Source organism: Rothia nasimurium, assembly GCF_035916755.1.
Lineage (GTDB): Bacteria > Actinomycetota > Actinomycetes > Actinomycetales > Micrococcaceae > Rothia.
Window position 1 is genome coordinate 135749 of the sequence record NZ_JAYWIX010000008.1, and the last position, 20067, is coordinate 155815.

At 53.0% G+C, this 20067-nt stretch carries 20 protein-coding genes; 11 read left to right on the plus strand and 9 right to left on the minus strand.

All coding sequences use genetic code 11. From position 1 onward, the window contains the following. Positions 1-4: 4 nt before the first annotated feature. From VSX42_RS09970 to VSX42_RS11005, 5 genes are all read right to left on the minus strand, one after another. Complete coding sequence (locus VSX42_RS09970; protein ID WP_326504136.1) at positions 5-520, minus strand: hypothetical protein; 516 nt, start codon at positions 518-520, stop codon at positions 5-7. Further along, the gene (locus tag VSX42_RS09975) at positions 501-1967 is read right to left on the minus strand and encodes a hypothetical protein (protein ID WP_326504137.1); all 1467 of its coding nucleotides are present in this window, start codon (positions 1965-1967) and stop codon (positions 501-503) included. Before VSX42_RS09975 ends, VSX42_RS09970 begins: the two co-directional genes overlap by 20 nt. A gap of 6 nt (positions 1968-1973) precedes the next feature. Beyond that, positions 1974-2693: a hypothetical protein gene (locus VSX42_RS09980; protein WP_326504138.1), complete on the minus strand. Its 720-nt coding sequence runs from the start codon at positions 2691-2693 to the stop codon at positions 1974-1976. Further along, positions 2681-3799 (minus strand): transglycosylase SLT domain-containing protein, encoded by a 1119-nt coding sequence (locus tag VSX42_RS09985; RefSeq protein ID WP_326504139.1) that lies wholly within the window; start codon positions 3797-3799, stop codon positions 2681-2683. The genes VSX42_RS09980 and VSX42_RS09985 overlap by 13 nt, the downstream gene beginning before the upstream one ends. A 459-nt stretch (positions 3800-4258) precedes the next feature. Further along, positions 4259-5074, minus strand: a complete 816-nt coding sequence (locus tag VSX42_RS11005) for a tyrosine-type recombinase/integrase (RefSeq protein ID WP_418950791.1) — start codon at positions 5072-5074, stop codon at positions 4259-4261. Positions 5075-5147: 73 nt separating this feature from the next. On the opposite strand from VSX42_RS11005, the gene VSX42_RS09990 reads away from it, so the two are divergent. The 3 genes from VSX42_RS09990 (at position 5148) to VSX42_RS10000 (ending at position 10430) form a co-directional block, all read left to right on the plus strand. After that, on the plus strand, positions 5148-5813 hold the full coding sequence (locus VSX42_RS09990) for a hypothetical protein (RefSeq protein ID WP_326504140.1): 666 nt from the start codon (positions 5148-5150) through the stop codon (positions 5811-5813). A 270-nt stretch (positions 5814-6083) separates the two neighbouring features. Further along, positions 6084-9257, plus strand: coding sequence for an LPXTG cell wall anchor domain-containing protein (locus VSX42_RS09995; protein ID WP_326504141.1), 3174 nt, complete (start codon positions 6084-6086; stop codon positions 9255-9257). A 306-nt stretch (positions 9258-9563) separates the two neighbouring features. After that, positions 9564-10430: a hypothetical protein gene (locus VSX42_RS10000; protein ID WP_326504142.1), complete on the plus strand. Its 867-nt coding sequence runs from the start codon at positions 9564-9566 to the stop codon at positions 10428-10430. An 810-nt stretch (positions 10431-11240) separates the two neighbouring features. On the opposite strand, the gene VSX42_RS10005 is transcribed toward VSX42_RS10000, so the two are convergent. The 4 genes from VSX42_RS10005 to VSX42_RS10020 all read right to left on the minus strand — a co-directional run bounded on the left by VSX42_RS10005 (position 11241) and on the right by VSX42_RS10020 (position 15445). Next, complete coding sequence (locus VSX42_RS10005) at positions 11241-12212, minus strand: hypothetical protein (RefSeq protein WP_326504143.1); 972 nt, start codon at positions 12210-12212, stop codon at positions 11241-11243. A gap of 575 nt (positions 12213-12787) precedes the next feature. Next, positions 12788-13051 carry a hypothetical protein gene (locus tag VSX42_RS10010; protein ID WP_326504144.1) on the minus strand — a complete coding sequence of 88 codons (264 nt, stop codon included), beginning with the start codon at positions 13049-13051 and terminating at the stop codon, positions 12788-12790. A 350-nt stretch (positions 13052-13401) separates the two neighbouring features. Next, positions 13402-14568 (minus strand): site-specific integrase, encoded by a 1167-nt coding sequence (locus VSX42_RS10015; RefSeq protein ID WP_326504145.1) that lies wholly within the window; start codon positions 14566-14568, stop codon positions 13402-13404. Positions 14569-14572: 4 nt separating this feature from the next. After that, the gene (locus VSX42_RS10020) at positions 14573-15445 is read right to left on the minus strand and encodes a helix-turn-helix transcriptional regulator (protein WP_326504146.1); all 873 of its coding nucleotides are present in this window, start codon (positions 15443-15445) and stop codon (positions 14573-14575) included. Positions 15446-15553: 108 nt separating this feature from the next. Between VSX42_RS10020 and VSX42_RS10025 the strand changes: the two genes are divergently transcribed. The 8 genes from VSX42_RS10025 (at position 15554) to VSX42_RS10060 (ending at position 19657) form a co-directional block, all read left to right on the plus strand. Beyond that, complete coding sequence (locus VSX42_RS10025; RefSeq protein WP_326504147.1) at positions 15554-15784, plus strand: helix-turn-helix domain-containing protein; 231 nt, start codon at positions 15554-15556, stop codon at positions 15782-15784. Between the two features lie 164 nt (positions 15785-15948). Then, positions 15949-16293, plus strand: a complete 345-nt coding sequence (locus VSX42_RS10030; RefSeq protein WP_326504148.1) for a hypothetical protein — start codon at positions 15949-15951, stop codon at positions 16291-16293. Continuing rightward, positions 16293-16556, plus strand: a complete 264-nt coding sequence (locus tag VSX42_RS10035) for a hypothetical protein (protein WP_326504149.1) — start codon at positions 16293-16295, stop codon at positions 16554-16556. Before VSX42_RS10030 ends, VSX42_RS10035 begins: the two co-directional genes overlap by 1 nt. After that, a complete protein-coding gene (locus VSX42_RS10040; protein WP_326504150.1) occupies positions 16553-16780 on the plus strand; it encodes a hypothetical protein in 228 nt (75 codons plus the stop codon). The genes VSX42_RS10035 and VSX42_RS10040 overlap by 4 nt, the downstream gene beginning before the upstream one ends. Continuing rightward, the gene (locus VSX42_RS10045; protein ID WP_326504151.1) at positions 16773-17075 is read left to right on the plus strand and encodes a hypothetical protein; all 303 of its coding nucleotides are present in this window, start codon (positions 16773-16775) and stop codon (positions 17073-17075) included. The genes VSX42_RS10040 and VSX42_RS10045 overlap by 8 nt, the downstream gene beginning before the upstream one ends. Then, on the plus strand, positions 17072-18088 hold the full coding sequence (locus VSX42_RS10050; protein WP_326504152.1) for an AAA family ATPase: 1017 nt from the start codon (positions 17072-17074) through the stop codon (positions 18086-18088). The genes VSX42_RS10045 and VSX42_RS10050 overlap by 4 nt, the downstream gene beginning before the upstream one ends. Before the next feature lie 154 nt (positions 18089-18242). After that, complete coding sequence (locus VSX42_RS10055) at positions 18243-19016, plus strand: hypothetical protein (RefSeq protein WP_326504153.1); 774 nt, start codon at positions 18243-18245, stop codon at positions 19014-19016. A gap of 200 nt (positions 19017-19216) precedes the next feature. Further along, a complete protein-coding gene (locus VSX42_RS10060) occupies positions 19217-19657 on the plus strand; it encodes a hypothetical protein (protein WP_326504154.1) in 441 nt (146 codons plus the stop codon). Positions 19658-20067 lie beyond the last annotated feature (410 nt).

A 20067-nucleotide genomic window follows, 5' to 3' on the forward strand; every position in this document is an offset into this window, starting at 1 on the left:
GGGGTTAGAGTGAGACAAAGATACGTTTTTCGATGGTTTCTCGTACTTTTGTCACAGCTTTCTTGGGTCCTTTGTTCTCCAAGAGGTCTTGGGTGAAATCAATAGCTCTGAAATCTTCTACCCAGGGGATTTCAATAACAGAGTTAGGGCCCGAAAGAATAGTGAGCAAGTTCTTGACCGGCTTGGGGTAAGCCCGTGGAGCATCTGGAACTACCAAGATCCCCAGCAAAGCAACCTGCTTAGACCGAAGCTCAGCAATAAGTCCGAGTGTTGCTTTAAGCGACTTAACGGTTGAGCGCACAACAAAGAGAACACTCTGATCTGTTAACTCCGCTGAGGTAATCTCCGGAAAACCTAAAATAGTTGCCCACGTGCTGGCCCCGCTCTCAGGGGTGACCCCGCAAATATAGACGCTATCTTTTTGCGTAGGCTCTGGCGGCAACGCAAAAGGATTGACGGGCCGTTCTGGTTTTTGCATGAGAGCTACCCCTGTAGACTCATTATTTTGGCGCAAACGCATAGACCCTCCCTTGTTCTTCTGTTGTTTGAAAAATAATGGCAGGCCCGTTATCGAAACGGTCAGCAATAATAGGTTCTTCTTGCCCCCAAGGTTCTAGGTGCCCGTCCGGGCTAATTCTTTTACCTGAAGATGTGGAGAAGAAAAACCCCGCGCTGTACCGCCCTTGAGTACCTACCTTCATTGCCTTACCTGTAGATAAATCTGCAAGCACTTTATGGGCGTATACGGTGTCCCGCACTGGGTCACTGATTATTGGAGAGTTACTTTCCTCCGTAGTCAGGCTCCGAAGGTTGCTAACCGCATCATCGGTAATGTCGGCAAACTCCATAACGAGAGCTTGGTCTTTGGCATACCTCAGAACAAGATGTTCGTTCGTCGATGCCAATAGACCTTGATAGGTAGCACTTGTATCTGGGGGCGCTATCTGCACGGGAGTGCCCCCGCTGACTTTATGTATAGTTGCTTCTTCCTTACCGATTGCCCAAAGCTGGCCGGAAACAATTGTTGCTACGTGGGTATTTTCAGGTAGTTGCTCATCTTTAAGTTCTCCGCTGACAGTAGGAACCTTAAGAGCCAGTCCTTCTTGCCAGATGGGAACCCCTGATAAATGGTGGGTAGGTGAGGGCACGTACCGGTAAATCTTGCCTTGAGCCATATCAGCGGTATAGGTTGCTTCTTCTCCCACAGCACTAATCCAATTTGGACCTAAGCCTGTAGCTGCGTACAAAGTCCCTACAGAGGTTTCTAGAGGAACTTCAGTAACTTGCTTACCGCTACGGTCGTACGCCACTAAAGATCTCTCTTGAACGACCACGAGATAATCATGGGTTACCACGGGTACGGTATTAGTTGTTTCGAGGGTAAAAGCCAGTTGGTCACTGTACCCGGAGGGAACAGCGCCTTCGTAGCTTGAAGAAAGAGAGTCTACTTCCAAAGGAACCGGAAGCTCAGACTCAGCATCATCATTTTTGATAAATAAGGATGCTACTCCAAGGGCACCTAGACCAACGCCTACCGTTGCCACGCCAGCGCCGATTAAGAAGTTGCGACGGGACGGTTGTACTTTTGCTGGTTCCTCTTCCTCTTCCTCTTCCTCTTCCTCTTCAAGGAGCATTTCAACGCTCACATCAACTTCTTCAGGGTCATCGTAGATAGCTGGGAAAAAACCTGCTTCAGGGACTGCTGGGGATTCTAAAACTTCTTGTAACTTCCCGGATGCTGATAGCTGCATAGGGAAAATTTCTCCATCAGCATGGACATGAACCAGGGGTTCGAGAACACCTAGTTCCTGTGCAAGCTCAGAGCACACAGATGAACCAAGTTCATTGAGAGTTTTTGCATCCGCCCCAGGAGGAAGAAGAGCGGTTACGCTGTGTCCGCTCGGTGCAGTTACCTCTACTTGACCTTCGTTCAGGTAGAGATCAAGGATAATTTTTGCTTCGGTCATCTTCGATTAGCTTTCTTCAAAGATTGTGGGTACAGCGCCTACGACTGTCCAACCATCATCACGTTTTTCGAGGTAAACCATGACCTGAGCTTTTCCTCCGGGAAGGTTTACCCCGTCACGCCCTACCCAATCCCAGTAGACGGTGTACCCAACAGTTGCTGTTTCGTAGCCTTCTTCGCTAAGGACCGGAGCGCTACTGCTCTCCTGGCTTGTGGCTTCACCCTGAGTTCCGCTGGGTGTTTCCTGGATATGAGAGTGCCCGTCCAGGTGAGAGGACGTACGGTAAATCCGTAATTTGGTGTAGGCCTGATGCTCAGATGCTTTAGTGAACTGGTACTGCAAGGTATTTCTGCGCTGGCTCTGGTCCCCCTCTAACACTGCCTGAGCCCACTGCTCACTCATGAGAGGCCGGGCACGCTCTGTACCTGATTGCATACCGGCATCGATCGTAGAATCCCAGCAGTAGGAGATACCGATAAATGCGCGGCCTACTGACTCAGCCGAATATCGAGAAACTGAGTCAGGATTGACACAAGTGCCATCAGCTAGGGGATAGTTACTGCCTGGAGTTTTCAGCGAAGTAGGACTTGCTGAACTGTCAGAAGCAGCGGTACTAACCTGGGGCGCTGATACAGGCGTAGCTGGCTTCTCTGATGACGCACAAGCTGTCAGAGAAGCTAAAGCGATAAGGCTAAACGCAAATGCACGGGGCTTTAGAAGTTCCATGCGCCTTTCTCCTTCAATATGGGTTCTGGGTTAAGGGTCTGTCCGTTGTAGGGGTTATAGTTTTCACCTGTCAAAGGCTCACCGGGCTTGTAAATTTCATAGTGCAGATGGGTGATGAAGACCGTTGCTACAGATTCGCCGTAGTTCCCTTCAATCCCCAGAATGTCGCCTTTCTTGACCTCTTGACCGGGCTCAACCGAGGATTCATGAAGGTGGCAGAAAGCCATCCGTAGGTCTGAGCCATCTTTAGCAGTAGCAAGAACGCAATGATCGGGCTGAAAGTAGCCTGTGATATCTAGGTCAGTCGGTGCTACAACAGGACCGCCAGGGGAGAAACCAGAGCCGGTGAGCAAGTCGATGCCGACGTGCTGTTGCGCCCAGGCAGGCAAACCTGGCACCGACCGGGGGCCATAGCCAGAACTCATAGTTGAGTTTGGTAGCGGGGACGTCCACTCTCCATCTCCTAAGTCGCCGTCCCAAGCAACTGCGACGGAACTACAGGTCGATGAGTATTCCACCTGAGCCTCGGCGGTAATAACTTCGATATAGTGTTGGGTCTCGGTAAATGGTGGGATGCCGGAGTATTTTTCGACGTTACCGGGGCCTGCATTATAGGCAGCAAGAGTGAGTTGAATCAGCTTGGTAGGGTCTTCCCCAGCGTACTTTTCGACCATTCCTTTGAGGTCTTTCATGTAGCGACCCATAGCTGCTACAGCATCGCTGACGTTAGTGATATCCCCACCGTTGCCGTAGGCCTCCCAGGTAGCAGGCATGAACTGTGCTGGGCCTTTCGCACCAACCGGTGAGACAGCTTGGGCGTTGAAATTTGATTCCTGCTTGATTTGTGCTGCCAGAATCTCTTCGGGGATACCTGAATCTTCAGCTGCTTTTTTGAGAGGTTCTTTGTACTCTTCGGGGACGTTGATGGCAGATGCGGAGCTCTGCTCGTTCTGGGCCGAATCTGTGACGGCGGAGGTGCAAGCGGTATTTGTTATGAATGTCGTACCGGCAAGTTGACCGAGCATAACGGGACCAGAAATTGCGATACCAACGATGAGGCTTCCTGTTGCTAGGAGAGCGCCACCGGTTTTTTGTTGTGAGTTCATGAGCCAAAGGTGTTAGGTCGGATAATTTTTTTCTCTGAGCCGTTCGCTCCCCGGTGCAATTTCGGCGGTGGTGATGACGTGAGAGCTGAGAATATAAGCTCCAGCATGTATGCGATGGCTGCTTGCCGGGAGGCTCCGGTGTTCTGGGAGATTTGGTCTGCCTGGTTGCTGCATGTGGCGCATAGGGTGAGCGTCCGTTTATTAAGCGGTACTTTCTCTGTGCTGGGAGAATCTTTGAAGGAGCTGTAACACAGGGAGCAGAGTAGAGGGTCCTTATCTGTCATAGGGGCGTCCTTGCGGTGTACGTGATTTGTGGTCTCACAGATGTATATGAGCGAAGGGGCCGTTTGGAGAACAGAATGGGGAAATTTTTTTAAACTTTTTTCTGACCAGCAGAAACACCACTGAACAGAACACAATCAAACAAAACAATTGTGTTCTATTCAGTGCTGTTCTGTTCTATGGGGTTTTATGAAGGCTAGGAAGGGCAGCTACTGCATCCCACAGGTCCTGCTCGAAGTAGCCGACGTATTGCTGGGTAGTGCTAATGTCAGCGTGCCCAAGAAGCTGCTGAACAACCTTGATGTCTTTAGTTCGCCGATAAACTTCAGTGGCAAAGAGACGGCGCAGACTATGTGGAGTGTACCCCTTGCCTAGGGCGGCAGATATTTTGCGCCCTACATAGTCATGGGTGCGGTGTCCTGAGAATCGCCCTGGGAAGTAGTAGCCATGAGTTTTTAGCCTGAGTAGTGCTTGGAGGTCAGGGTGTGCTGGAATGATGCGAACATGCCCGCCCTTCCCGGTGATACTCAGATAGGAGCCGTGGAAATCGCTGGTATGCAGGGAAGCTATCTCCGTACGCCTTAGCCCAGCAAGCCCGGCCAATAAAAGCATAAGCCGAACTTCCTCAGTTGGAGATGCTTGCACCGCTTGAGCAAAGATAGAATAAGGGGCCGGGGGTAACAGCTTCCTGGGAACTGAAACAGACAACAGGTTATCTGTGGGTGCCTTGGAAATAGCCTCTATAGCCTTAAGGTAATGGTAAAGGCCCCGTACAGAAGCGAGAGCTGACTTTTTGGTAGCAGATCCCCAATTAGGGTTAGCTACCCACGATGCAAGCTGAGCTGGAGTAAGAACTTCAGGTGCCTGCTCGGGGTAGGTATCAGCTAACCGGCTAACCCAGTAAATCCTAGTCTGAATAGTGCGTTCGGTACGTCCTGCTCCTGTCAGCCAAGTAGCATACCCAGTAATGTGCTGGTTCCATAGCGTCTCCATATAAGAGGCTCCTTCAAAGAGTAGAAGTAAAATCGAAAGAGCCTGTGACCCCTATCCCCAGAGAGCTTTTCCCATGAATATTCAAGCCCCAGCTTTTAACCAATGGCTAGAGGCCCTCGGTATCGACGCCACCTTGCAAGAAATCTGTACCAAAGCAGGCCTTGGCCTCTCAACAGTCTCAGAGCAACGTAGCGGCAACCGGATTACGCCTAAAACCGTCATCGCTATCTCACGGGCCTACGGTGCTAACCCGATCCGCCAGCTTGCAACTTTTGAAGGCTACGAAACTTTGCAGAAATACGACCTAGCTCTCAGCGATATCGCTCCCCTGTATTCAGTGTTAGAGGTAATCCATCAGAGCTTTATCCGTCAGGGGAAAGCCTTACCTGCTACTCCTTTCGACGCGCCAGAAGCTGCTTTGAAACAGTGGGTGCATGTCAACCAAAGAGGTTTGGCTCAAAAAGTGCTTGCGCAGCACCTGGGGATGCAGCCTTCGAATTTCTCGCATCATATGCTGAGTAATTCCATGCCTGTTCATCGAATCATGAAAATCAGTACTATTCTTGATATCTCCCCGCTGCCCGGACTCGTGGCAGCTGGGTATCTGACCTTTGAGGAGGTCTTTGGGTCATCGAGGGGGCAATACCTAGATGGCCTGAACGATAAGGAGTTATTAGAAGCAGCTGGGCTTCTGATGTCCTTCCTGCACTCTGATGTGCAACGGTTCATGTCCTCCTAAAATATGTTTCTCGCTAGGGCAGGCAACTTTCTGTCGCCCAAATGTTTCGTTAAATCATAATTAATTGGATTAATTATATATAATTGGGTGTGTTGGGTGGGGCAAGTACCGTGCATCCAGCCCAACATCCCAGGAGAAAGTAAGAGATTCTTCTTTCCTCAAAGGTGCGAGTGTAAGACCCCTGCCCCAGGGAACCCCGAAACCCTGGAGCAGGGCCTCTCGCCTGCACCACCACACACCAATTGAAATCACCAGAAAGGACACCCTCCCATGTCACACGCACCCTTCAAGGTCCTAGCCACCAAGACCGGAGCCCTGTGCGCCACTGGCCTAGTCGCTTCCTCCATCTTCGCCTCCATGCCCGCAGCCGACGCGGTTGATACTGGCTCATTTGGCTCGGTCATCTCCGCATCCGAGGCCCAGAGCACCACCCGCGAAGTACCGGTCGATAACACCGCCCTGCTGGCAGCAGTCGAAGAAGCCCGCGCAGCCGGGCTGACCATCACCGAAGAACAAACCAAGACCATCACCACCGGCACCACCACCGAAGTCCAAGCAGTCCTCGACACCATCACCACCGAGTACCAGGCCAAGATTGCCGAGCTCACCACGAAAACCACCCAGTACAAAAAGGATGTAGCAGCTGCCAAAGCAGCCTACGAAACCGAAAAAGAAGCCACCGACAAACACAACGCAGAACTCAAAGCCGACTACGAGGCCAAACTAGCTACCTACCAGCAAGCCAAAGCCGAATACGATAAAGCCAAAGCAACCTACGATGAGCTCGTAGCAGCCCAAATCACCGACGCAGACCCCACCGTAGCCCTGACCCCCGAAACCCTGGCCTACGCTCAGACCATCAGCATCAACGAAAACCGCAACTCCTTGGTAGCCATTGATGGGGCCACCATTACCCGCGAGTTCACCGCTGATAACCCCACCAACACCGACTACATCTACAACTCCGATGTCGTCAAAGTCGTCTCAGCCCACGACGGGATGAACTTCTCAGCAACCTGGGATAAGGCCGTGACCACCAGCGACGGACGCCAGCTAGATGCCAAACTGACCTTCTCTAATATCATCACCGCCTCCACCGACGGACTTGCTGGCACCAACCGCCCAGCAGAAATTGCCGTCTACTCCAACTACTCTGACTCCATTGCCATGTGGCTGGTTGCCGGTGGTACCGTAACAGTCCAGTACTTTGATGATGCCACCGGAGCAGAATACGATAAGGACTTTTACCAGACTGCCGGCTCTCTGAATAATCAGGGGCTGCGCGCAGAATTTGCCTCACCCATCATTGACCCTGAAGCTAAAATCAAAGCGACCTTCTTGAATCAGGGTTCTTGGGTCTCTAAGTCTGTTGAGCCTGTCTACGGTAAGGCCTCACAGATTACTGACACCGGTTTCCGCCTGGTAGCCGGGCAACCTCATGGCATCTCAGATGAAAGCGATGAAGCCCTGTCCCTGCTGGGCGTGACCTTCCTGGGTTCTTCTGGTATGTCCTTTAACGTGGGTACCTCGGGTGTCACTGAGGGAACTGACCCCTTGCCGGATGAGAATTATTGGGCTTGGTATAACCACCTGATGCTTTCTGCTAATACGGTTGCTCCTACTGCCAGTGAGCCGGTTGCCCCGGTTGAACCTAAGGAGCCTGAATATGCTCCTGCCCCGGTTTATGATGCCCCTGAGGTTCCCTCAGTCTCTTATCAGCTCACCAAGCTTTCTGCTCCTATCCCTGTGGTCGATAAGGTCGCTGCCGATGAGGGTAAGAAAGTCATTGCTGGGGAAACCACCACCCAGACTGTTTCTTACGCCACCGGCTATAAGGCTCCTGAGTCCTTCATCCTGGGGGATCATATCTACTTCACCGAGGACGGCCGCATGCCTGTGAGCGTAGATATGAGCCAGGTCAAGGTCACTGACGAGACCGGAGCGGACGTCACTGAGCTCTTTACTATCACCGCTGAGGATGGCGTCCACAACGGTAAGGCCGGGCACCAGATTCTAGCGACCGCCAAGAACCCCGCAGGCTTGCAGCTCAACCATGTGTACACCCTGCATGTGAACCAGACTTCCCTCTTTGACGGTGTTGCCGATACCCTCATGGATGCTGGTTTCGCTATCGTCAATGACGAGCTGCAGTACACCACGGATAAGACCTACCATGAGCCGGCCATCACCCCCTCAAAGGTCGATACCTCAGCGACCGATGGGTCTAACATTGACGGTAAGACCGTGACGGTAGGGGACACCATCTCCTACAAGCTGGTAGAAGACACCACCGACCTGGTGGACACCACCTCACCGGTGAAGGTCTCGGGCATGGTTGATGACTTCGATGAGCGCTACGGTGATATTGATGCCTCTGCGGTGCGTGTCTACCAGGTTCCCGGCGACACCGACACCTCCACCCCCGAGGCGGTATCAGCTGCTGTGAAGCTGGCAACGGCTAAGGACGTGACCGACTCCTACACTGTCACTAACGGTGAGGTCGAGGGCTTGACCAACGGCGGGGCTGTCGGTATTTCCTCCATGATGAAGACCGAAGGTGAGGGCGAGGAGCAGAAAGTCGTTCTGCCCATGGGGTTCAAGTACATTCACGTACTGCCCTATACCGTGACCGCTAATACTGATGGGGATATTCTCAATACTGCCTGGCAGGTGACTAACGGGGCCCGTACTCAGACTGAGACTGTGGCCAATAAGCTCAAGGAAATCAACCCCACCAAGGACGTTGTCATCAATGTTGGCGATAAGGACAGCATTGACGGGGCTGAGATTGCCCTGAATACTGTTTTCAATTACCAGCTGAACTCTTCAACTTTGCCTGCTGAGCGCGCCGGTCACTCTGAGTCCTGGAGTATCACTGATGATTATGATGAAACCAAGGATGCCTATGAGGGTAACTTCCTGGTGCAGAACACCCGCAACTTCGTAGATGCTGACGGTAAGACCGTGAGCGCCGGTAGCGATATTACTGAGTACTTCACTCAGGTGCACCGGGACGGTAAGGTCACCTACGAAGCTACTGAGGCTTTCCTGAAGCTGATGTCGTCTGAGGCTAACCGTGGCACTGAGCAGGGTTTCACTGTCTTTATGCAGGTGCAGCGTATCGGTGTTGGTGAGGTACTGAATACCTTTGTGGAGAACTACAACGGTGAGAAGCTGGTCTCTAACACGGTGAAGACTTTCACCCCTGAGCCTTCTGTACCGCCTGTTGTTCCTGAGGACCCGGCTTCGGTGCCGCCTGTTCCTGTCACCCCTGAGCCTGCCGCCCCTGTTATCAAGGGTGAGGGCGCTAAGACCGGTGGCGAGGCTCGTGTTGCCGGTGTGCCGGTGGCTGGGTTGTTGACTGCTGGCGGTGTGCTGCTTGCGGGTCTGGTCGGTGCTGGTGCTTGGGCACTTGTTGCCGGGGCTCGGAAGAAGAACAGCTAGCACCCTGTGAGTGTGCCAGTGAAGCACAACATAGACCAGCTCTCCTACCCCTGCTCTCTTCCCCCCCTGGGTGTCTTGGTATAAACCCATTCTTGTCTATACATGTGGTAATGAGTTATTGAGGGATTGTGCCCACGATAGATACCTAAAGGGGGTGAGAGCCTAGGGGTAGGGAGGTTGTAGGTTCTGGTGCTTCGCTGGCCTTTGATAGGGGGGGGCGGTGAACTCGTTTCAGGGTTCACCGCCCCCTCTCTTCCTTAAGGGGCGAAGACCTAGGAGCAAGGTAAAAAAGGGGGAATAAGAACAATGACACAGAAGAAGACGATGACGGCAATGGTAGGTACTGGGCGGAAAGCGCGGGCGGTACTAGCTGCGCTGCTGGCTGCCCTAGTGCTGGTGGTGGGCACTGCGTTGGCCGGTGGGTTCTTCTCGGGCTGGGTTATCAAGGATGGGCAGGTCTATGCCCCCTATCAGCTACGGCACCCGGATGCCAGTGGGGAAGTCTTTGAGCGGAACGGCCAGGAATATTATGAGCCTGCCTATGGACTGATGGCTGAGCCGGTGGACGGCGTTGGTGCGCTGGCGGCTCCGCAGGTAAAGAATCTGACCCCTACCCCTGTGCAGTGTACCGGTGAGGCGCTGGGGGAGGTGGTCCCTGAGCCTGGTTCGTGGGTGGTGCCGTCTTTGTCGGATGGGGCTGGTGGGTATGCTACGGGGTATTTCACGGATGGGTTGTTTTCTGATGGTATTCCGTCTGCTCCGGGCGGGGAGCGGTCGGTACTATCGGCGCCGTTGGGGACGGTAGGTAAGGCCTCTGTGTTGGCTGGGCATGTGAACATGGATTATCCCGACGATAGGCTCTCTGGGTGGGGTCTGCTTCATTACATTGATAGGTGCGCGCATGTGTATATCACGGATGAGGCAGGTGTGACCCGTGAGTACCAGGTAGCCGTTATTGACACGATTGAGCAGGGGCTGACTGAGACTGACCCAGGTCTGTGGGGCTCTGCTGAGGTGACGCCGGATGAATGGGCCAAGTATGGGACAGATGAGCTGGTGTGGTTGCTGACCTGCTCGGGTGCTTTTGTGGGGGATTCTGGGGAGGGGAATACTTTTCTTTTCCCCTATACGGATAACCTGCAGGTGGGACTGACACCTGTAGCGACAGAGTAAAGGGGTAAGCGGGCAGACTATTATGAGGCACCCCCCCGGGGTGTTCCTTGTGAAAAGTGAAGGTGGCTCTCTCTGAGTTTCAGAGAGAGCCACTCTTTACTTCACTGAGCCTCGTCAGTGAGCTGGGAGTTGAACCAAATCTTTGTAGCTACACCGGCAAGAGCAGGTACAGCCAGGAAAAGTAAAAACTTAAGATACGGTTCACCTACTATATGCTATATGCAGGGTAGGTAGATACCGGAACGATATGATACCTAGCCCCAGAGTGAAGAAAATTGCTAGGAGTGTATGCTGATTTTCTTTTCTTTTTGCGGGAAAGCTTGTAAATCCCCAGCAATATGAGACAAAAATAGAGAATGTTGCGATAGTAAGGAGGTGAATCATTAAATATCCGGGAATCCTGCGAACTGAACGCCTAAATCTTAGCAAGAGCCAATATCTAAAATACCTACAAGAGCTTCATCTCCATCCCTGAGGATTCTTTGTCATATTTTATTTGATTAATAGATTTTATTATGCAAATATTATTCTAGATTTTTTATTTGCCTAAATGATAAAAAGCTTGAAACAATAATTACTGGCAAAATAAACCATAGTATAGTTCCTATGAACTCCTGTATGAACGATAGATTGGGAATGAAAAGGAAAACGGTAGCGCAAGTGGCAACAATCATTATGGGAAGATTCTTGATAATAACCTTTTGACGCTCGGGAGACACCTTATCCCTTAGAATATAGGAGGTTAGAGTGAGCGTTGAAAGCAGAAAAGAAGCTGCGTATATGAAGAGCTCAATAATTAGCATAATAACCCTATCCTAGGGACGGCCAGCCTAAGAACTCTACACCAAGCTGATAGCATGAACCAATTCCAAGAGCGTTCGCAAGTGTCCCGCCTCCGTACTTAAGAAGTTCTTCAACTGCGGCCGCGGCGCCATCGTCAATCTCTTGCTTAGAGAAGAAGTATTTTCGAATTTTATCAACAACCTGATCCATCTTGCCACCTAGCTTCTCGTATGCTTCAGTAAGCTTTTTCGAGTTTTTAATGACTCTCTCAGATTTTGAAATGGCAGCTGCAAGTTTGGCGCCAGGTATTGCGATAAGGGCAATCTCTCCTGAACAAGCCAGTGCGGTTCCTGTAGTCTGCCACCATTCAGGATCTGCTGTAACAGGGAAAGCCGTATCATGAGAGAACTCAATATGCTGAGTCAGGGTTGAATCTTCAATCTCAAACCAAGTCTTTACGGGATTTCCGTTAGCATCATAGGCCCAGGGCTTCTTAACTTCCCCAATTACTAGCTGGTCTTCATTAGAGATGTCAACAGAGCCATCTTCATCCATCGCTAGGAAAGTTCCATCTTGTAGCGCGAGATCAAAGGCGTACTCGCTAGGCGCGCTTGAAGACTCAATTGTGATGACGCTCTGCGCTCCAGTTTCTGTTGCTCCTGTCGTGATGGAGGCAACATCACCTATCTTTGTTGAAATCTGTTGATCTTCTTCATCGAATCGAATGAGACTATCTATGGAATGGTTGTTGGTATCAGGGGCTTGGACTTCAGTCGGATCCCCAACCTGTGTTATCTCTTGAATTGGAGAGCCGAGGTCGAAAGCGGTTTTCTGTCCTTCCATGGACGAGACAGGGGTGTAGCTGTCGAGAATTTCCTGAATGAGCCGGTCAGTATTCTGGTGTGAGCTCTCTATGGTGGTTGCTTGTGCTACTGGTGCTGTAACTATACTTCCTGAGACAATCAGGGCGAGAGCACCCGCCTTATGGAAGAATCTCATGGCTTGTACCTTTCATCTGTGTTGAGTGAGCTGAGCCATTCATCAGCTGCCTGACTGATTTGATAATAGGCACACTTATGTTTTCTTCTCAAACTATGCGTATATGCTTGATGCGTTCACTTACAGACGGTAAGGGTGGGTATGGTGTTTGCGTTTAGTTGCGATTGCTTCCATCCGTCTTCCTTCTTGCGCTCTTTGGGGTGTTGCGCCAGTCTTTGCATATGACCCCTGGTGCTATTGCTAGGTATTGTGTGTGCCTATTGGGCTATCTTTGATATTCAATAAATAGAAACAAATCTTAGGTGTTATAAATATTTGAATGTTCTATGGCTAATTATTACGATGTGATCTCATGCTATTTGGGAGTATGAGGCTTGTTCATAAGGGGTTCCGCAGACTCATGCCCGTTGTGTCCCTCTCGCCTGGTTTGCTTCGTTAACTGGGCGATTCACACTAGCCGCCGAGCTAGCAGCTTCGCTGTGGGTTTGTTTCACCAACCCTTATGAATAAGCCTCATAAGCTTCAGTGAGTAAAGGCTCCTACGCGCTCATGAGGTCTATAAAGTTAGCTGTAAATTACCTCTTGCTGATGCGGTAGCTATTGGGCTGTTCTTGTGGCAGTAGCTCTTCAGGTGCTGAATAGCCTAGTTGCTCCAACTTTGCTATGAGAGCATTGCTTTCGCCAGGGCGGGCTAAGTAATAGAGAGTATGTAGAGTCTCTCCAGATAAACTAAGAATTTTTGCTTCATAAAGGTCCTCATGGCTGGGAGAGCTAGCGATGGGTGAGTAGTGATGGCGGGGCTGCTTGCGGGTGCTGAGAGTATAGGTTGTATTTTTCATGAGATTTTTCCTTGTTTGGGGGCAGTATGATGTGCAGGTAAGAGAGGCAGTGTCCTGAAGAGGGTGAGCGTGCTACTGCTAAAGCCCTTGACTGATTGAGTGGAGTCAATGTGCCCGCGAATTATCTCTCCTCGCCGGTGAAGGTAACTATGGGCATAATTTTTTTCAGCAGTACGGTTGCTTGCAGGACTTGACTGAAGATTGGGTCTTGTAATCCGTGGGTCGTGGGTTCGAGCCCCACAGGGCGCACATAAAAACCCCGCCTCACTAGGTAAAACTAGTGGGGCGGGATTCTTTTTAACGGGTAGAAAAACGGCTCACCCAACGAATACCCAACGATTTCAAAAACGCTAGGCACCCACAGCAGGGTTGCCGAATGCCTGCAACAGCCCCGACATATCCGGCGCGAAACGACTACGGGCAACATAGTGCTGCTCTGTAATGGCCTCGCTCGAATGGCCCAGCTGCAAGGACGCCGCGCTAATCCCCTCAGCATTCGCTAGATAGGTTGCAACCGTCTTTCTGATCTCATGCGGCTTCAAGCCAGGGAAACCAGCTGCAGCTACCTGGGCCCGCCACTTCTTGCGGAAGTTATTCGGCTCCCACGCTGTGCCGATAGTCGAGGGGAAGACGTAGGCAGAGGGCACCGCCCACGCCGTCGAGCGGGCGTGCGGGGGTAGATGGTTCTCTTTGCGGTCACGCAGCATTTCAGCGACAAACTCGGGCAAAAAGAGGTGCTGCTCGGAGGTCTTAGACTTCGGGTGAGTCTGCCTAATCAATTTGCCGTTCTCGTCATGCACTAGGGTGCCGTTGATTGAGACGCTAGAACGTCCCGGCCTGAGATCCAGGTCTTCCCAGCGCAGGGCCAGCACTTCACCAATACGGCACCCTGTGCCCAGCAGGACGTCCAGGACGGCCCGCACATCGTCTGTAAGCTGCTCTCTGAGCTTGACCGCCTCGAAGTATGAGAGCGCCTTTACCTGGCTCTTAGGCTGGGCAGGGAGCTGCACATCTCGCACCGGGTTGCGAGTCACGGCGTCCCGGCTCACGGCGAACTTGAACATATTCGAGAGAACAGACTTCGCCCGCTTTGCTGAGGCGTAGCCGTGGTCAGCGGCGATACCTTTCACATGCAGGGTGAGGCGTCCGGGTGTGCATTCGTTGAGGGTGAGCTCACCGAGGCGGGGGAGTAGGTGCAGGCGTAGGGCGTCCTGGTACATGCGGACGGTCTGCACGGCTCCTTTGCCTTGCTCTTCGTAGTGCTCCCACCATTGGGCGGCCAGCACTGAGACGGGGGAGGTGCCTTTGAGTTCGCTGCTCTGGTGTTGGTGGGCTCGCTCTGTGAGGTGTTCTTTGAGCCTTAGCTCGGCCTTTGCTTTGCTGGTAGCGGTGCGCTCGATAAGGCGGGTTTTGCCGTCGAGGTCACGAAAGCGGGCTTTGGCTGTCCAGGTGCCGTTGGGGTTTTGGGTGCTGTAGATGTTGCCGTAAGTACCCGGCGACAAACGAGGGCGGGGCATGATGTTACCTCTTGGTATTCGTGAAAGACCACATGGTTTTTTCTTCCTCGGTCAATTCATGTGCTGCTGTCTGGGGAATCATTCCCGGCATAACTAAGGTTTTCTCTGCTATTCCCTGCGGTGATCCTCCTAGCGCTGTAATTAGTTCATTGACCGTTTCGATTCTGAGCCCCGGGGTCTCCGTAGCCTGTTTGAGGTGAGATTTTGCCAGCCGCTCTAAGGAGACCGGGACAATGTCTGTGTAAAAGATGTGGTCTTTTAGTTCCCATGTCTGCACTCCCTTTAGCCGCAAGACCGTCTTTAACGGATCTACAGCCATTTCTGTTGGGAATCCCCATATCTCCGCTTCACGACCTTTCTCGTTGATTTCATAGGCCAGGTCATCTAGTCCTAGTGCCTGAGCTCTTCTTGCAGCATTTGCCAAGGGCACTCTCGAATCGTAGAGGTGTGAAGCTCCGTTTGAGTAGTACAGGTTGAGCTGGTTTATCTCTTCGAGTAGTTCCGTCAATTTTCCAGCTTGAATAGGTAACACCTCGTTCTTGCTGGCCTCGTTGAGCACTAAATATCCGGGGAGAGCGTGGCTCGTTGGAGAGTAGCTAAAAGTTTCGGCGGGCTTGAAGATATTCCAAATTAACCCCTCGGGAGGAACGCCTAGGGCAGCCGAGATAATACTGAGTTCGTGTGAGGTGATGGTCTTCTTCTTGTGGTTCTCGATGTTCGCAATGGAGCTACGAGGAATTTTGTAGCCAACCTCTTCGGTGAGCCTGCTCAGCTCTTCACCGCTGATTTTTAGGTATTTACGGTACTGGGCTATGTGGTTTGCGATGCGGGTTGCGTAGTCTTGCAGCCACTCTTCTTGAACTTTTGCTTCGGTCATATGTCCTAATCTAATCAACAGTTGAGTAGAACGCAACATAGATGTATGCTATTCTCAACTTGTCGCATATGCGACAAGTAATGTGTAAATCAGGACAAGGAGGCGGTTTTGACCGTTCAAGACCTAGCTACTCGGCTCACATCAGGGGTAGAAGAAGACCCAATTCTGACTCTGCAAGAACTTGCAGCGCGGGAAAAAGTATCGGTGAACACTGTCAGGCAGTGGCGAATGAGGGGTGAAGACCCGCGCTCATTTATCGCAGGTGGGCGTTACGTCCGATACCGCCTAAGTGACGTTCTCGCATGGGAAGAAGAGCGAATGAGCGGGCGGGCTGCATGAGTAGCGAAGCCAGAGTATCTATAGTTGAGCGGCTCGAAGAGCCTGCAAAAAAGGACGAGCACAGCACCAAATCGCCAAACCCGGTTGCTGCACTCGCCCTCGAAGAAACCAAACCCGCTACGCCCCAAAAGGCATAGCACTACCGAAGTAAGGAGGGTTCAGTCATGACCCAAAATACCAGTATCACCGAAGCCGAGGCTACCTTTCTTAGCCTGCAGAACATCAAAGACCTCGTACCCCCAACCGGCTACACCTACATTCCCGACCCTGCCCAGCCTACAACCGCAGTAGGCCACTACTCAGGGGCCATTGAAGACGGCGGCGACGAATACTACTTCGAGGCATTCCTCGACCCCATCAACCCTCTCAAAGACTCTGCCTACCACATCGAAATCTGTCTCGAAGCGGCCAGTAAGCAAGAAGTCCGGGCACTCCTAACCCGCCTGTTGAACTGGTGGGCAGAACGCGAAACCGAACAGCTCACCCTCGCAGAACAGGCGGCACGCTAATGCCCCAAAGCGAGATTGAACTTATGGCAGAACTGCAAGCGCATATCGAGGCCATGTGCGACCACTACGGAATTAGCGACGTCTTCGGCACACAAGCTATCTTCATCGCAAACGAGTGGGCGCAGATCATGGACGGCGGACGCGGCCCAGAACCCTTTATTGCAAGAGCCGGGCTCGAGTACATGCTCGAACAAGCCACCCGCAACACCGACAAGCTGCAGGCATTCATTGAATACGCCCGAAGCACAGGGGGTAAGCAATGACCCACCGCACCCTAACTCAGCAGGACTACAAGCACCTACTCGACCCCGCACAATACCGTAACGGGGTAGGGGAGATCGTGGCGCTGTGCGGGTACACCTGGCCCGACGAGCCCAGCGACATCAGTACCCCCGACGCTATCCGCCGCCTGTGGGCAATGCCTACCTGCGAAATCTGTAGCGTTATCGTCCATACCCTTGTCTCAGGCGGTGTCACCCATGCCTAAGCACATCTTCCAGCCCCATGAGCTGCAAGAGCTCGATACAGCCCTAGCGCAGGCCCTGAGAGCCCGCGCTAAGGCAACTGACCTGCAGAGCTTCGAGGCCGGTTACGTGGCCGGGTGCGCGGTTGGGCGGCAACAAGAGCGCCTGCACTGGGACTTGCACCTACAGGGGTACATCGCCCAGCTAACCCGCTTCGGGAAAACCCTGGCCGAGCGTGTGCCGTTCACCGAGCGTATCGACGCTCCTCGTCTGCTCACCAACGAAGACCTTGACTATGTGAGAGGTGTTGCTTCTTGAGCCAACCTAATCCGGCAACAGCGCCTCACCCTCTCGACTTCACCTTTACAGCTCACACGGTGCTCTCAACGAACTACCCACCCATTGAGTTCACAGTGCCGGGTCTGGTGCCCGAGGGCTTAACGCTGCTGGTAGCCTCACCCAAAATCGGTAAGTCGTGGTTTGTACTGGGCCTTGCTGTTGCCTGCGTAACGGGAGGGTACGCCCTCGGGTCAATCAAGGTTGAGCAGCGCCCGGTGTTCTACCTGGCTCTTGAAGATGGGCCGCGCCGTTTGCAAGATCGCCTGAAAATGATTGGAGTCTCTGAGCCCAGCGATGACTTCTACAGCCTTACATTCCTGGTAGACATGACCTTTTCGAGTGTTGATAGCGCAATCCGTGCGTACCTCGCAGAGCGCGGGGCCCAGAAGCCCCTAATCATCGTCGATACCCTCGGGCGTGCCCGTGGGGTGCATACAGGAAACGACGCCTACGGGAAGGACTATAACGACCTAGCCCGGTTGAAACGGCACGTAGACGATTATCCCGGTTCATCGCTAATCATCGTCCATCACACCAATAAGCGAGGCAGTGACGGCGACTTTCTAGGGGCTATCAGTGGAACGCAGGGCCTTGCCGGTGCTGCTGACTCAACGCTCATGATTAGCCGTGACCGTGGCAAGGGGCAGGCCCGCTTGCAGGTGACGAGTCGTGAAATTCCCGAGGGGGAGTATGCAATCAGCTTTGAAAACGGGGCGTGGAGCCTTGTGGGTAACGACCTGAAAGAAGCTGCTGCAGCTGCCCGAGAGAGCGAGCAAATGGGGGTTCTTGGAGATCTGCAAACAAGGATCTTGGAGCACTTCAACAAGTACCCCGAACCTCACCGCCCGAAAGATATTGCCGTTGCTTTAGGAGAAGACCCTGAAAAGGTGGGGACTTATATCCGCCGTCTGCATGAGATGGGCCGGATCCAGAAAACAGAGCGAGGTAAGTATGCGGCCCTGCCTGAACCTGGCTTGCTCGACGAGCTGTAACTAGGTGTACGAAGTGTACGGAATGTACGGAACCAGAAAAGGAACCGTACAACCGTACACCTTGTACGGAATCATCTAACCCAAATTACCCCGTTGTGACTAGGCAAAAGGACACTCCGGACACAACGGACACCAAACATAAGGAGAAACCCCTATGAAAATCGATACCTCCAACATCAGCGACCTGCAGTACGGCCAAGCCCTCAAAATGGCACGCAACATCGCCACCCTTGCAGATCTCAGCATGCCCACCCTGAAAATAACTCAACTAGAGCAAACCCTCTCGAAGCTACGCGTCCGAGCCAACCCCGCTAAGAAAGCCCTCGACGCTGTTCTAGCAGGCAACCCAGTCGAGGCTGTAGAGCACATTCGAGAAATCGCCCTCGACCGCGTAAGAATGGAAAGCGCAGAAGAAGAAGCCACGCGTAAGATCACGGCCCAAGCCCGAGACATCGTGCGCGCAGAAGATACCAAGACCCTATGCGACTACATCGAAGCTAACTTCGAGGCCGCCCGTCTCGGCTTCAACAAAAAGGTAGAGGGCAAGAGCGCAACCTGGCATGAGGACAAGGACGCTAAACCCACCGACCTAACAGAACCCGCAGAAGTCGCATACGAGCTATACGACCTGGCCCGAACCCTCGCAGGTTACGAAATCCCGAAGTACTGCCACCCTATTACCCGTGGGGCAATGCATGCAGGATATTCGGCACCGACCCTTATGGGAGACCCCCGCGAACCCTGGGCTAAGGTACGCGGTGCAATGGGCGAACGCCCAAAGCCCGGCGGAATGGTTGAGCTCTATTGGAAGAGCCCCAAAGAATTTGAAGCCGAACACAAGGCATACGAGGCCATGCTGCAGAAGCTCGGAGATGAGGCACAGGAAGACATTCCCGTGTACGAGTATTGGCTGAATAAGAAGAAGTAAGCCGAGACACTGGCCCCTGTTAATTAGCGGGGGCCGGTGTTAAAATTGAGGTGGTGACGGTAGCCTAAACCATTCGGCTTCGGTGGGCTGCCGTCCTCCTTTCTTCATGTAGATGTTTCTCAATTAGCCCCCGTTTTGCGGGGGCTTTTTGGTGCCATGACCGGAACACAACACCGCCCACCCCTGTTAACCTGGGAACCATGAGCACCACCAGCCAGCAGCAGACCCCACCGGCCCCGGCTCTGACCGACACCGAACTAGCCCACCTCGCTACCGCCCTGACCGGCTACACCACCAGCGCTCACCCTGCCTACCGTGCCGCAGCTGCCCGCACCGCGCTAGACGCTCTGGCTTCTATCAAGGCCCATATCTGGGAGTCAGCAGCAGCCCACCTAGAATGTACGCAGCACCTCGAAGCCGCCGCCCTCTTATGGAGCGCCCAACCCTACTACGCACCCCGCCCAGCCCACGCCACCCTAGAACAGGTAAGAGCTGTATTAGCCCAGGGTCAGCCAGGAGCGGCGCAGCCTGCTGCCACTGGCTTTGAAGCCTGCCCGGTCTGTGCTGACCTCGTGCCCGAGGATAGTCCCGGCCCGTTCTGCTCTATCTTCTGCCAGCAGCGCGGCGACACCAGCGCCTAGCCCTACCCCAGGGGCCCTTTTTCGTTGAACGGTGAAAAAGTGTTTCGGCAAGTAAGCCCCCCCCGTCGGCGTTCCCGACGTCATCGGGGTCAAAGCGAAGATCTATCTCCGGGCGTGCCCCCTAACCTCAACACCACTCAGGCAGAAAGCAAAAAGACACCCGGCCCCGAAATACAGCAACTATCTCGGGGTCGGGCGCTCTCTCGCCCTACCAGCACACCCCCTCATGGGCCGCGTATGAGCCAGAATTAACGCCCACAGCCCCGAACGCAGCACGCACAGGTATTGGGAGCCACCCCACCTATTCCAGCCCCGCAGAAGAGCGCACAGCACCGGGAGTCAGAACACCGGCCCTACCCCTTGAATGAGCGATACCCTCGGCTATCCCGAGGCCACCACATCGCTCACCG